The sequence below is a fragment of the Actinokineospora lacus genome (assembly GCF_053813445.1).
This window is the reverse complement of the sequence record NZ_JBQERA010000004.1, coordinates 174214-189804: the sequence shown is the minus strand read 5'-3', so window position 1 is coordinate 189804 and position 15591 is coordinate 174214. Positions and strand designations below refer to the sequence as shown.

General features: G+C 76.3%; 1 protein-coding gene. It reads left to right on the top strand.

Annotated features, from left to right (window positions below):
- The first annotated feature begins 240 nt into the window (after window positions 1-240).
- Window positions 241-15567 carry a type I polyketide synthase gene (locus ACTG9Q_RS12345; RefSeq protein WP_455572854.1) on the top strand — a complete coding sequence of 5109 codons (15327 nt, stop codon included), beginning with the start codon at window positions 241-243 and terminating at the stop codon, window positions 15565-15567.
- Window positions 15568-15591: the final 24 nt, after the last annotated feature.

The window sequence follows — 15591 nt, the reverse complement described above, 5'->3', positions numbered from 1 at the left end:
CTGAACGCCACATCGGGACCCGCCGGGTGTCCGATGTGGCGTTCCGGCGGGTGCGCGGACCGGGTGGGTAAGGGCACCTCCTTGGGGCCGCTAGGGGTGTCTTCGGGGTTCGGGCCGCTCCTATCGTCGCCTCAACGTCCGAGAACCCGGGCCACCCGTTTCAGCAGCGGAAACGCGGTGGCTCCCGGGCTGCGCGGACCGGTGCGGGAAGCCTTCGCCTGCCGGAGAGGTGACGTTTCAGTGGCGGACGACCAGAAGTACCTCGACTACCTCAAGCGGCTGACCGCCGACCTCCGGCAGACCCGGCGCCGCCTGTCCGCCGCTGAGGCGCGCGAGCGCGAGCCCATCGCGATCGTCGCCATGAGCTGTCGCTTCCCCGGTGGGGCCGCCACCCCGGAGTCCTTCTGGAACCTGGTCGCCGAGGGCCGCGACGGCATCGGCGGCTTCCCCGCCGACCGCGGCTGGGACCTCGCCCGGCTCTACCACCCGGACCCCGAGCACCCGGGCACCAGCTACGTCCGGGTCGGGAACTTCGTCCGCGACGTCGCCGACTTCGACGCCGCGCTGTTCGGGATCAGCCCCCGCGAAGCGCTCACCATGGACCCGCAGCAGCGCCTGCTCCTGGAGGTGGTCTGGGAGGCCGTCGAGCGCGCGCGAATCGACCCCACCGCGCTGCGGGGCAGCCGGACCGGCGTGTTCGTTGGGGCGGCCACCTCCGGCTACGGCCTCGGCGTGCGGGAACTCCCCGACGGCGCCGGGCACCTGCTGACCGGCAACGCCGCCAGCGTCGTCTCCGGGCGCGTCTCCTACACCCTGGGCCTCGAAGGCCCCGCGGTCACCATCGACACGGCCTGCTCGTCCTCCCTGGTCGCCCTGCACCTGGCCGCGCAGGCGCTGCGCGCGGGCGAGTGCGAGCTGGCGCTCGCGGGCGGCGTCACGGTCATGACCAACCCGGACATCTTCACCGAGCTGAGCAGGCAGCGCGGGCTCGCCGAGGACGGCCGCTGCAAGGCGTTCTCCGCCACCGCGGACGGCACCGGCTGGTCGGAGGGCGCGGGCGTCCTCGTGCTCGAACGGCTCTCCGACGCGCAGCGCAACGGCCGCCAGGTCCTCGCCGTGGTCGCGGGCTCCGCGGTGAACCAGGACGGCGCCTCCAACGGCCTGTCCGCGCCCAACGGCCCGTCCCAGGAGCGCGTCATCCGCGCCGCGCTCGCGGGCGCCAGGGTCGCCGCGTCCGATGTGGACGCCGTGGAGGCGCACGGCACCGGCACCCGGCTCGGCGACCCGATCGAGGCCCAAGCCCTGCTGGCCACCTACGGCCAGAACCGCCCCGTCGACCGTCCACTGTGGCTCGGGTCGGTCAAGTCCAACATCGGGCACGCCCAGGGCGCCGCCGGGGTGGCCGGGGTCATCAAGATGGTGATGGCGCTGCGCAACGAGTGCCTGCCCAAGACCCTGCACGTCGAGCAGCCCACCTCGCACGTCGACTGGGCGTCCGGCGCGGTCGAGCTGCTCACCGAGCAGCGGCCGTGGCCCCGGGGCGGGGAACCCCGGCGCGCCGGGGTGTCGTCGTTCGGCGTCAGCGGCACCAACGCCCACGTCGTCCTTGAGGAAGCACCCGCGCCCGTCGCCGCTGACGACCAGGCGCCTGGACCTCGTCCTGTCCTGCTGCCCTGGGTGGTCTCCGGCAAGACCGCGGCGGCGCTCACCGCCCAAGCGGCATCCCTGCTGTCCCATGTGGACGAACGGCAGGCGGACCCGGCCGACGTGGCCCACTCGCTCGTGACCTCCCGGGCCGCGCTGGACCACCGCGCCGTCCTGCTCGGCGCCGACCAGGACGCGCTGCGCGCCGGGCTGGCCGCCCTCGCCCGAGGTGACGAGGCCCCCGGCGTGATCCGCCGGACCGGCGACCTCGGCCGGGGCGGGGTCGCGTTCGTGTTCCCCGGCCAGGGCTCGCAGTGGGTCGGCATGGCGTCCGGGCTGTTGGACGCCGAACCGGTCTTCCGTGCCCGGATCGGGGAATGCGCGCAGGCGCTGAGCGCTCACACCGACTGGTCGTTGACTGATGTGCTGCGCGGCGCGCCCGACGCGCCGTCGCTGGAACGGGTCGACGTCGTCCAGCCGACGCTGTGGGCCGTGAACGTCGCGCTCGCGGCGTTGTGGCGTTCGGTCGGGGTGGTGCCCTCGGCGGTGGTGGGACACTCGCAGGGTGAGATCGCCGCCGCCGTGGTGTGTGGTGGTCTCACCCTGGAAGACGGGGCCCGGGTTGTCGCCCTGCGCAGCCTGCTGTTGGCGGAGTTCATGGCGGGCCGGGGCGGCATGGTGTCGCTTCCGGTGTCGGCGGAGGCGGCGGAGCGGCTGATCGCTCCTTGGGATGGTGCGCTGAGCCTGGCCGGGCTCTCCGGTCCACTGTCCTCAGTGGTGTCAGGTGACATCGCCGCGGTGGAGGAGTTGTTGGCCGAGTGCGAACGGCGGGCCATCCGGGCCAGGCGAGTCCCCACGGACTGCGCCGGGCATTCGCGGCAGGCCGACCAGGTCCGTGGGCGGCTGCTGGAGGTGTTGGCCCCGGTCAGCCCGCGCCGGGCAGAGATCCCGTTCTACTCGGCGGTCACCGGCGCCATCCTGGACACCGAGTCGCTGGATGCCGCGTACTGGTACCAGAACCTGCGTGAGCCCGTCCTGTTCGAGCAGGCCACCCGCGCGCTCATCGCCGACGGGCGGTCCACCTTCGTCGAGGTCAGCGCCCACCCCGTGCTGACCACCGCCATCGAGGAGACCATCGACGCGGTCGACACCGCGGGCGTCGTCCTGGGCACGCTGCGCCGCGACGACGGCGGCCAGGACCGGTGGCTCACCGCCCTCGCTGACGGCTACGTCCACGGCGTGGCCCTGGACTGGACCGCCGTCCTGCCCAAGGGCCGCACAGTCGAGCTGCCCACCTACGCCTTCCAGCGCACCCGCTACTGGCTCGACGCCCCGACGCACACCAGCGCCGAGAGCGGCGAGCCGTCCGCGTTCTGGGACGCCGTCGAGCGCGCCGACCTCGGCGAACTGGCCGCGCTGCTGGACGTCAGCGGCGACACCCCGCTCAGCGCCCTGCTCCCGTCGCTGTCCGCGTGGCGCAGGCGCGACCGCGCCACCCAGGACCCCTGGCGCTACCGCGTCGAGTGGCACCCAGTCGACCCCCAGCCCCGGCCCGCGCGCGGCACCTGGCTCGTCGTCCTGCCGCCCAGCGGCGCCGACCTCGCCGCGGACTGCCTAAAGGCCCTGCGCGACAACGGCGCCGAGGTGCGCGAGGTCGAGCTCGACCTCGCGGAACTGGACCGCTGGGCCATCGCCCAGCACCTGGAGGACGCCGCGGCCCGCCACCCGGACCTCGCGGGTGTGCTGTCCCTCGTCGCGCTCGACCCGGGGCCGCACCCCGACGACCCGGCGCTGCCCGTCGGCGTCGGCGCGACCGTCTCGCTGATCCAGGCGTTCACCGACACCGCCATCGACGTCCCCCTGTGGTGCGCCACCACCGGGGCGGTCGCCGCCGCCGACACCCTCGCCAACCCGGTCCAGGCGCAGGTGTGGGGCCTCGGCCGGGTCGCGGCGCTCGAACACCCCAACCGCTGGGGCGGCCTCATCGATCTGCCCCCGTCCCTCGACGAGCGCGCCGGGGCCCGGCTGGCGGGCATCCTCGGCGGCGGTCTCGACGGCGAGGACCAGCTCGCCGTCCGCGACACCGGGGTGCTGGCCCGCAGGCTCCGCCGCGCCCCCTCGAGCACGCGCCCGGCCACCCCGTGGACCCCCAGCGGCGCGGTCCTGGTGACCGGCGGCACCGGCGCCCTCGGCGCCGAGGTGGCGGCCTGGCTGGCCGAGCGCGGGGCGCCGAGGCTGGTCCTGACCAGCCGCCGCGGCCCGGACGCCCCCGGCGCGGCCGAGCTGGTCGACCGGCTCGCCGACCTGGGCGCCGCCGCGACGGTGGTGGCCTGCGACGTCGCCGACCGCGACGCCGTCGCCGCCCTGCTGGCCGAGCACCCGGTCACCGCCGTCGTGCACGCCGCGGGCGTCGACCCGTCGATGCCGCTGACCGACCTCGACCTCCCCGACTTCGCCGACGGCGTGCGCGCCAAGGTCCTGGGCGCCGCCCACCTGCACGAGCTGGTGCCGGACGCCGAGGCGTTCGTGCTGTTCTCCTCCGTGGCCGGGATCTGGGGCAGCGGCGGCCAGGCCGCCTACTCCGCCGCGAACGCCTACCTCGACGCGCTCGCCGAGCACCGCGCCGCCGCGGGCCTGCCCGCCACCTCGATCGCCTGGGGCGCCTGGGACGGCGGCGGCATGGCCACCCGTGGCGGCGTGCTGGACTCGCTGCGGCGCAGGGGTTTCAGCCCGATGCCCGTCGACCGGTGCGTGGCCGCGCTGGCGCTGGCGGTCGACGCGGGGGACACCGCGCTCACCGTCGTCGACGTCGACTGGGCCCGCTTCGCCGAGACGTTCACGGCGGTCCGGCCGAGCAGGCTCATCGCCGAGCTGACCGCGCCCGCGCGGGCCGAGGCGGCCGACGAGACCGCCACCAACGAGACCGCCACCGGCGAGGCGGCCCGGCTGCGGGACCTGCCCCCCGCCGAACGCAGGCACGCCGTCCTGGAACTGGTGCGGGGCGCTGCCGCCGCCGTCCTCGGCTACCAGGGCACCGACGCCGTCGAGCCGAACCGGCCGTTCAAGGACCTCGGGATCGACTCGCTCACCGCGGTCGGGGCGCGCAACAGGGTCGCCGCCGCCATCGGCCGCAAGCTCCCGGTCACCCTGCTCTACGACTACCCGACCCCGCTGGCCCTGACCCGCTTCCTCATCGACACCCTGACCGGAACCGCCGACGACACCGAGGACCGGGCCGCCGCCACCGCGGTCGACCAGGACGACCCCATCGTCATCGTCGCCATGAGCTGCCGCTTCCCGGCGGGCATCCGCACCCCCGAGGACCTGTGGGAAGTCGTGGCCTCGGGCACCGACGGGATCTCGGTCTTCCCCACCGACCGGTGCTGGGATTTCGACCCGGCGGGCGGCTACACCCCCGAGGGCGGGTTCGTCCACGACGCGACCGAGTTCGACGCCGACCTGTTCGGCATCTCCCCGCGCGAGGCCGTCTCCATGGACCCGCAGCAGCGGCTGCTGCTGGAGGCGGCCTGGGAGGTGCTGGAGCGCGCGGGCATCGACCCGCACTCGCTGCACGGCAGCGCCACCGGGGTGTTCGTCGGCGCGTCGACCTCCGGCTACGGCGTCGGCATGCGGGTGGCCGCCGGCCTGGAGGGCCACTACATCACCGGGACGTCGGCCAGCGTCATGTCCGGCCGCCTCGCCTACACCTTCGGCTTCGAGGGCCCGGCCATCACCGTCGACACCGGCTGCTCGTCCTCCCTGGTCGCCCTGCACCTGGCCGCCGCGGCGCTGCGCGGCGGCGAGTGCGACAAGGCGGTGGTCGCGGGCGTGTCCGTGCTCACCAGCCCCGACCTGTTCGCCGAGTTCAGCACCCAGCGGGGGCTGGCGTCCACCGGCCGCTGCGCCTCGTTCGCCGCCGCCGCGGACGGCACCGGCTGGGGCGAGGGCGTCGGCGCCCTGCTGGTCGAGCGCCTGTCCGACGCCCGCCGCCACGGCCACGAGGTCCTCGCCGTCGTGCGCGGCTCGGCGGTCAACTCCGATGGCGCGTCCAACGGGCTCACCGCGCCCAACGGGCCGTCCCAGCAGCGCGTCATCCGCGCGGCGCTCGCGGGCGCGGGGCTCGACCCGTCCGATGTGGACGCGGTGGAGGGGCACGGCACCGGCACCACGCTCGGCGACCCGATCGAGGCCCAGGCACTGCTGGCCACCTACGGCAGGGACCGGGACCGGCCGCTGTGGCTCGGGTCGCTCAAGTCGAACCTCGGCCACACCCAGGCCGCCTCCGGCGCCGCCGGGGTGATCAAGATGGTGCTGGCGATGCGCCACGGCGTGCTGCCGAAGACGCTGCACGTCGACGAGCCCACCCCGCACGTCGACTGGGCCTCCGGCGCGGTCGAGCTGCTCACCGAGGCCCGGCCGTGGCCCCAGAACGGCCACCCGCGCCGGGCGGGCGTCTCCTCCTTCGGCGTCAGCGGCACCAACGCCCACGTGATCCTGGAGGCGCCGCCCGCGGTGGCCGTCCCGGAGCCGGTCGAGGAACCCGCGCCCGCCGTGCTGCCGTGGCCGGTGTCCGCGCGGACCGCCACCGGCCTGGCCGCCCAGTGCGCGGCACTCGGCGCCCACGTCGACGCTGCTGAACCGTCCATTCTGGACGTGGCGCACACGCTGGCCGTCGGCCGGGCCGACCTGGCGCACCGGGCGGTCGTGCTGGCCGCCGACACCCAGGGCGCCGTCGACGCCCTGGCCACCCTGTCGGCCGGTGACCTGCCCGCCGACGCGGTCACCGGCACCGTCCACGAGGGCAAGCTGGCGTTCCTGTTCACGGGCCAGGGTTCGCAGCGGGCCGGGATGGGCCGGGAGCTGTCCGCGGCGTTCCCCGTCTTCGCGGGCGCGGTGGACGAGGTGTGCGCCCGGTTGGGTGAGATTCCGTGGGATGACCAGGAGAAGCTGGATCAGACCCGGCACGCGCAGGCGGCGTTGTTCGCGCTGGAAGTGGCGTTGTTCCGGCTGCTGGAGTCCTGGGGGCTCGCGCCGGACTTCCTGGTGGGGCACTCGATCGGCGAGATCGCGGCCGCGCACGTGGCCGGGGTGCTGTCGCTGGATGACGCGTGCACGTTGGTCGCCGCGCGGGGCCGGTTGATGCAGGCTCTGCCTACGGGTGGGGCAATGCTCGCTGTCGAGGCCACTGAGGCCGATGTGCCCGCGGGCATTGACGTCGCGGCGGTGAACAGCCCGACGTCGTTGGTGGTCTCGGGTGCTGAGGGCGAGATCGCGGCGCTGGAGGCGGTGTGGCGGGCTGAGGGGCGTCGGGTGAAGCGGCTCGCGGTGTCGCACGCGTTCCACTCGCGGCTCATGGAGCCCATGCTCGCCGAGTTCGCCGCCGTCGCGCGCACGCTGACCTACCACCAGCCGCGCGTTCCCGTGGTGTCCTCCGGTGACGTCACCGACCCCGCCTACTGGGTGCGGCAGGTCCGCGACACGGTCCGCTTCGCCGACGGCATCGCCCGGCTGCGCGCGGAGAACGTCACCACCTGTCTGGAACTCGGTCCCGACGCCGCCCTCTGCGCCCACACCGACGACGCGGTCCCGGTGCTGCGCCGCGACCAGGACGAACTCACCACCGTGCTCACCGCCGCGGCCAAGGCGTGGGTCCGCGGCGTCGCCGTCGACTGGTCCCGCGCGGTCCCCGGCGGGCGGACCGTCGCCCTGCCGACCTACGCCTTCCAGCGGCAGCGCTACTGGCTGGACACCTTCGCCCCCGCGCTGCCCGAGCCCACCGGCGGCCAGGACGTCCGCCACGCGGGCTTCTGGGCAGCCGTCGAGCGCGAGGACACCGCCGCTGTCGCCGAGGCGCTGCGGCTCGACGCCGACACCCTCGCCGCCGTGCTGCCCGCCCTGTCCGCGTGGCGCCGCCGTGCCGCCGAGAAGTCCATCGTGGACAGCTGGCGCTACCGCGCCGGATGGGCGCCGATCCCGGACCGCCCCGCCGCGCCGCTCGCGGGCACCTGGCTGCTCGTCACCCCGCCCACGGGCGCGCCCGACCTCGCCGCCGCTTTGCGGGACGCGGGCGCCTCGCTGCGCGAGCTGGTCCTCGACCCCGCCGCCACCGACCCCTGGTCGGTGGCGGGCCAGGTGGCCGAGGCCACCGCGGGCACCACCATCGCGGGCGTGCTGTCCCTGGTCGGATTGGGCGAGGACCAGCACCCCGACTACCCGGGCATGACCACCGGGCTCGCCGCCACCGTCGTCCTGCTCAAAGCGCTCAACGCCGCCAAGATTGACGCACCACTGTGGACCGCCACCGTCGGCGCGGCCTCGGTCGGCAGGCTCGACCCCCCGCCCAGCGCCGAGCAGGCCCAGGTGTGGGGCCTCGGCCGGGTCGCGGCCCTGGAGCTGCCCCGGCTGTGGGGCGGTCTGGTCGACCTGCCCGCGACCGTGGACCGGCGCGTGGGGGAGCGGCTCGTGGGGCTGCTCGCCGACGGCACGGAGGACCAGGTCGCCGTGCGCGGCTCCGGTCTGTTCGCCCGACGCCTGCGCCGGGCGCCCCTCACGGGCACCGCGAAGACCTCGTGGCGTCCATCCGGGACGGTGCTCGTCACCGGCGGGACCGGCGCCCTCGGCGCCCAGGTCGCCCGGCTGCTCGCCGAGCGCGGCGCCCCGCACCTCCTGCTCGCGAGCAGGCGCGGCCCCTCGGCCCCCGGCGCCGGTGACCTCGCCGCCGAGCTGACCGCCCTCGGCACCCGGGTCACGGTCGTCGCCTGCGACATCGCCGACCGCGCCGCCGTCATGGCGCTGCTGGCCGAGCACCCGGTCGCCGCCGTCGTGCACACCGCGGGCGTCGTCGAGCAGCAGCCGCTGGCGGACGCGGGCCTGGCCGAGCTCGCCGACGTGCTCCGCGCCAAGGTCGACGGCGCGCGCGTCCTCGACGAGCTCCTGCCCGACGCCGAGGCGTTCGTCACCTTCTCCTCGATCTCCGGGGTGTGGGGCAGCGCGGGCCACGGCGCCTACGCCGCCGCCAACGCCCACCTCGACGCCCTGGTCGAGCACCGCAGGGCCGAGGGCCGCGCGGGCACCTCCATCGCCTGGGGCCCGTGGGCCGGTGGGGGGATGCTCGCCGCCGAGGACGCCGAGGACCAGCTGCGCCGCCGCGGCCTGGCCGCCATGGACCCGCGCTCGGCCGTCGGCGCGTTCGGCGATGCGGTCGACCACGACCTGGCCTGCGTCGTCGTCGCCGACGTCGACTGGACCCGGTTCGCCCCCGCCTACACCTCGTCCCGGCCCAGCCCGCTCCTCGCGGAGCTGCCCGAGGCCGCCCGCCCGGCGACCGCGGCCGCCGAGCCCGAGCGGGTGGGCTCGGCCCAGCTGCACCGCAAGCTCGCCGAGGGCGACCGCGACGAGGTCCTGCTCGACCTCGTCCGCGCCGGGGCCGCCGCCGTCCTGGGCCACGCCGAGGCGGAGTCCATCCAGCCGGACCGGGCGTTCAAGGACCTCGGGTTCGACTCGCTGACCGCGGTGGAGCTGCGGGACCGGCTCACCGAGCTGACCGGGCTCACGCTGCCCGCCACGCTGGTCTTCGACCACCCGAGCGCCCAGGTCCTCGCGGGCCACCTCGGCACCCTGCTCGCCCCCGCCGTGCCCACCGCCGACGAGCCCGCCGCCGACGAGCCCAGCACCACGGCGGCCGGGCACGACGAGCCCATCGCGATCATCGGCATGAGCTGCCGCTACCCCGGCGGCGTCACCTCGCCGGAGGACCTGTGGCGGCTGGTCGCCTCCGGCGGCGACGGCATCGGCCCGTTCCCCGCCGACCGCGGCTGGCCGCTGGACTGGCTGCGCGCCGCCGACCCCGACCGGCCGGGCAGCTCGCACACCGCGGAGGGCGGTTTCGTGGCCACCGCCGCCGAGTTCGACGCGGGCCTGTTCGGGATCTCCCCGCGCGAGGCGATCGCCATGGACCCGCAGCAGCGGCTGCTGCTGGAGGCGTCCTGGGAGGTGTTCGAGGACGCCGGGCTCGACCCGACGTCGCTGCGCGGCAGCCGGACCGGGGTCTTCGCGGGCACCAACAGCCAGGACTACCTGTCCCTGCTCGCGGGCTCGGCCGACGGCGTGGAAGGCCAGGTCGCCACCGGCAGCGCCGCGAGCGTCGTGTCCGGGCGGGTCTCCTACACCTTCGGTCTGGAAGGGCCCGCGATCACCGTCGACACCGCGTGCTCGTCGTCGCTGGTGGCGCTGCACCTCGCCGCGCAGGCACTGCGCGGCGGCGAGTGCGCGATGGCCCTGGCCGGTGGCGTGGTCGTCATGGCCCGCCCCGGCATCTTCACCGAGTTCAGCAGGCAGAACGGCGTCGCCGCCGACGGCCGGTGCAAGTCCTTCGCCGCGTCCGCCGACGGCGCAGGCTGGGGCGAGGGCGTCGGCGTCCTGCTGCTGGAGCGGCTCTCCGACGCGCGGCGCAACGGGCACCGCGTGCTGGCGGTGGTGCGCGGGTCGGCGGTCAACCAGGACGGCGCGTCGAACGGCCTCACCGCGCCGAACGGCCCGTCGCAGCAGCGGGTGATCCGCGCCGCGCTGGCCAACGCCCGCCTGACCCCCGCCGACGTGGATGTCGTGGAGGCGCACGGCACCGGCACCCGGCTGGGCGACCCGATCGAGGCCCAGGCGCTGCTGGCCACCTACGGCCAGGACCGGGACGAGCCGCTGTGGCTGGGCTCGGTGAAGTCCAACATCGGCCACACCCAGGCCGCCGCGGGCGTCGCAGGCGTGATCAAGATGGTGCAGGCGCTGCGCCACGAGACCCTGCCGCCCACCCTGCACGTCGACGCCCCCACCCCCGAGGTGGACTGGACCGCGGGCGCGGTCGCGCTGCTCACCGAGTCCCGCCCCTGGCCCGCCGCCGACCGCCCCCGCCGCGCGGGCGTCTCCTCCTTCGGCGTCAGCGGCACGAACGCCCACGTGATCATCGAGCAGGCCCCCGCCGTCCCGCCCGCGCCGCCCGCGCGGCCCCGGGGCCCCGTGCCGTGGGTGCTGTCGGCCAACACCGGCCGCAGCCTGCTCGACCAGGCCGCCCGCCTGCTGCCCGCCGCCGACGGCGACCCGGCCCGCGTCGCCTGGACCCTCGCCACCGCCCGCGCCGCCCTGGACCACCGCGCGGTCGTCCTCGGCGCCGACGCCCTCGCCGCGCTCGCCGAGGACGCCGAGGCCCCCGGCCTGATCCGCGGCACGGCCCGGCCCGCTGGTGGCGCGGTGTTCGTCTTCCCCGGGCAGGGCGCCCAGTGGCCGGGCATGGCCGCCGAACTCCTCGACGCCGAGCCGGTCTTCCGGGACGCGATCGAGGACTGCGAGCGCGCCCTCACCCCGCACGTGGACTGGTCGCTGCTCGACGTTCTGCGCGGCGGCGTGCCCGACCGGGTGGACGTCGTGCAGCCCGCGCTCTGGGCGGTCATGGTCGGCCTCGCCGCGCTGTGGCGGTCGGCCGGGGTCCGCCCGGCCGCGGTGATCGGCCACTCCCAGGGCGAGATCGCCGCCGCGGTCGTCGCCGGGGCGCTCAGCCTCGACGACGGCGCGATGGTCGTCGCGCTGCGCGCCAAGGCCATCGCGGGCGGGCTGTCCGGCAAGGGCGGCATGGTGTCCGTCGCCGCGGGCCCCGAGGACGTCGCCGCCCTCATCGAGCCGTGGGGCGACGCGCTCGGCATCGCCGCGGTCAACGGCCCGCTGTCCACTGTGGTCTCCGGGAGCAACGCCGCCCTCGATCAGCTGCTCGCGGCCGCACCCGACCGGGCCCGCCGCGTCCCGGTCGACTACGCCTCCCACTCCGCCCAGGTCGAGCTGATCCGCGACGGCCTGCTCGCCGAACTCGCCGCGATCACCCCGGGCCCCGCCGAGGTCCCGTTCTTCTCCGCCCTCACCGGCAGCGAGTTCGACACCACCGGCCTGGACGCCGGGTACTGGTACGAGAACCTGCGCCGCACCGTCCGGTTCGACCAGGCCACCGAGGCCGCCCGCGGGCGCGGGCGGTCCACGTTCATCGAGGTCAGCCCGCACCCGGTGCTCACCACGGGCGTCGAGGAAACCCTGGCGGGCGACGGGATCGTGCTCGGCACGCTGCGCCGGGAGTCCGGCGGCCGCGAGCGCTGGCTCACCGCGCTCGCCGAGGCGTGGGTGCGGGGCCTGCCGGTCGAGTGGTCCGCGGTGCTGCCCGCGGCCCTGCCCGTCCCGCTGCCCACCTACGCCTTCGACCGCGAGCGCTACTGGCCGCGCCCCAAGGGCGAGGTCGCGCTCGACAGCGCCGACCACCCGCTGCTCGACGCCGCGGTCCCGGTGGCCGACGCCGGTGTGCTGTGGCTCGGCACGCTGTCGCTGGCCACCCATCCGTGGCTGGGCGACCACGCCGTCTTCGGCGCCGCGCTGCTGCCCGGGACCGCGTTCGTGGACCTCGCGCTCTGCGCGGGCGGGCACCTGGGCTTCAGCCAGGTCGCCGACCTGACCCTGGAGACCCCGCTCGCCATCCCCGAGACCGGCGCGGTCACCGTGCAGGTGCGCGTCGAGGACGACCGGTTCACCGTCCACTCCCGACCGGCGGGCGACCCCGACGCCGACTGGACCCGCCACGCCACCGCTGTCCTCGCCCGCGACGAGCCACCCGCCCCGGCCGGTCTGACCGCGTGGCCGCCCCCCGGCGCCGAGCCGGTCGACGTGACCGGCGCCTACGCCGCCCTCGACGCCGCGGGCTACGGCTACGGACCCACCTTCCAGGGCCTGCGGGCGCTGTGGCGGGCGGGCGGGGAGGTCTACGCCGAGGTGGCGCTGCCCGAGGCCGCGCACGCCGACGCCGCCCGGTTCGGGCTGCACCCGGCGCTGCTCGACGCGGCGCTGCACGCGGCGGGCATCGGCGGGCTGGTGGCCGGGCAGTCGCTGCCGTTCACCATGACCGGCGTGTCGCTGCACGCGAGCGGCGCCACCGTCCTGCGCGCCCGGATCACCGCCCTGGGCGCCGACACCGTCGCGGTCGTCGTCGCCGACGCCCTCGGCAACCCGGTCGCCACCGTCGACTCCCTCACCCTGCGCCCGGCGAACCCCGGCAAGACCGGCGACACCGACGCGCTGTTCCAGGTCACCTGGGTGCCGGTCACCGCCGACGCGCCGCCCCCGGAGCGGATCGCCGTCCTCGGCGAGGACCGCGCGGGCCTCGCCGAGGAACTGGCCGCCCGCCTGGGCGCGGTCGCCTGGTACTCGGACCCGGCCGCGCTCGCCGAGGCGGTCGACACCGGGGCCGCGGTTCCCGAGGTCGCGCTGTGGGCCTGCGAGTCGGACGCGCCGGGCGAGGCCGCCGCCGAGGCGCTCGCCGTCGCCCAGTCCTGGCTGGCCGACGACCGGTTCGCCACGGCCACCCTCGCGGTGCTGACCCGGGGCGCGGTCGGCGTCCACCCCGGCGAGCACGTCGACGACCTCGCGGGCGCCGCGGTCCAGGGCCTGGTGCGCAGCGCCCAGTCGGAGAACCCCGGCCGCTTCGGGCTCATCGACCTCGACGGCCGCCCCGATCCGGTCCCCGGTCTGCTCGCCGCCCTGAGCACGGCGGACGAGCCGCGGCTCGCGGTCCGCGCGGGCGAGCTGTTCGCGCCGCGACTGGCCACCGCCACCCCGACCGGCATCACCATCCCCGACACCCCGTGGCGCCTCGACGTCGCGGGCGGGGCCACGCCCGACCACCTCGCCCCCATCGACGCGCCGACGGCGGAACTCGGCCCCGAGCAGGTCCGGGTCGGCGTCCGCGCCGCGGGCGTGAACTTCCGCGACGTCGCCATCGCCCTCGGCATGGTGCCCGACCAGTCCGGCATGGGCACCGAGGGCGCGGGCGTCGTGCTCGACGTCGGCTCCGCGGTGACCGACCTGCGCGTGGGCGACCGGGTGTTCGGCCTGTTCGCCGAGGGTTTCGGCCCGGTCACCACCACCGAGCGGGCGGTGCTGGCCCCGATGCGTCCTGAGTGGACCTTCGCCCAGGCGGCGTCGGTGCCGACGGTGTTCCTCACCGCCTACTACGGCCTGGTCGACCTCGCGGACCTGCGGCCGGGGCAGACGGTCCTCATCCACGCGGCGGCGGGCGGGGTCGGCATGGCCGCGGTGCAGATCGCCCGGCACCTCGGCGCGGAGGTGTTCGCCACGGCGAGCCCCGCCAAGCACGACGTGCTGCGCGGCATGGGCCTCGACGACGAGCACATCGCCTCCTCCCGCACGACCGACTTCGAGTTCGCCTTCCGCGCCGCCACCGACGGCCGCGGCGTCGACGTCGTGCTGAACTCGCTGGCCGGGCCGTTCGTGGACGCCTCGCTCGGCGTGCTCGCCCCCGGCGGCAGGCTGGTCGAGATGGGCAAGACCGACATCCGCGACGCGGACGAGGTCGCCGCCGCCCACCCGGGCACCGCCTACCGCGCGTTCGACCTCGCCGAGGCGGGCGTGGAGCGGATGGCCGCGATGCTGGCGGCCGTCCTCGACCTGCTCGACGCGGGCGCCCTGCGCGTGCTGCCGGTCACCGGCTGGGACGTGCGCGAGGCCGCCGCCGCGTTCCGGCACATGGGCCGCGGCGGGCACGTCGGCAAGAACGTCCTCACCTTCCCCCGCCCGACCGACCCGGACGGCACGGTGCTGATCACCGGCGGCACCGGCACGCTGGGCGGTCTGCTCGCCCGGCACCTGGTGACCCGGCACGGCGCGCGCCACCTGGTCCTCACCAGCCGCGGCGGGCCGGACGCGCCGGGAGCGGCCGAGCTGGTCGCCGAGCTGACCGGCCTGGGCGCCACGGCCACCGTCCTGCGCTGCGACGCCGCCGACCGCGACGCCGTCGCCGCCGTGCTCGCGGGCATCCCGCCCGAGCACCCGCTGACCGGCGTCGTCCACGCGGCGGGCGTGCTCGACGACGGCGTGCTGGACTCCCTCACCCCGGCGCGGCTGGACGCGGTGCTGCGGCCCAAGGTCACCGCCGCCGCCGTCCTGCACGAGCTGACCCGGCACGCCGACCTCGCGATGTTCGTCCTGTTCTCCTCGGCGTCGGCCACCATCGGCGCGCCCGGCCAGGCCAACTACGCCGCCGCCAACGCCTACCTCGACGCGCTCGCCCAGCACCGCCGCGCCCTCGGGCTCCCGGCCGTCTCGCTCGGCTGGGGGCTGTGGGCGGAGGCCAGCGCGATGACCGGGCACCTGTCCGACCGCGACCGGGCCCGCGCGGGCGCCCGGATCTCCTCCGCGCAGGGCATGGCCCTGTTCGACGCGGTCCTCGGGCTGCCGCAGGCGCACCTGGTGCCGGTCCACCTCGACCTCGCCGCGCTGCGCGGGTCCGAGACGGTCCCGCCGCTGCTGCGCGGACTCGTGCGCACCCCCGCCCGGCGGACGACCGCCGCGGCAGCCGGGGCCGGTGAGGTGTCGCTGGCCGACCACCTCGCCCGGCTGCCGGAACCCGAACAGCGCCGCACGGTCCTCGACCGCGTCCGCTCGCACGCCGCCGCCGTCCTCGGCCACCGCGACGCCGACGCCATCGGGCCGGACAAGTCGTTCAAGGACCTCGGGTTCGACTCGCTCACCGCGGTCGAGCTGCGCAACCGGCTGGCGGCCACGACCGGCGTCCGGCTGCCCGCGACGCTCGTGTTCGACCACCCGACCCCGAACGACCTGACCACCCGGCTGCTGGAGCGCCTCGGCGCGCAGGCCCCGCCGAGCGACCCGCTCGACCGGCTGGCGGCCGACCTGGAGGCGCTGCTGGCGGGCGGGGTCGACCCGACCGCGCTGGCGGCCCGGCTCCAGCGGTTCACCGCGCGGCTGCCCGGCGCCGAGGCGCCTGGCGACGGGGTGGCGGGCGACAGGGTGGCCGAGCGGCTGGAGACCGCCTCGGCCGACGACGTCTTCGACTACATCGACAGAGAGCTTGGTGTGTCGTGACCAACGAAGCGAAACTGCTGCGGT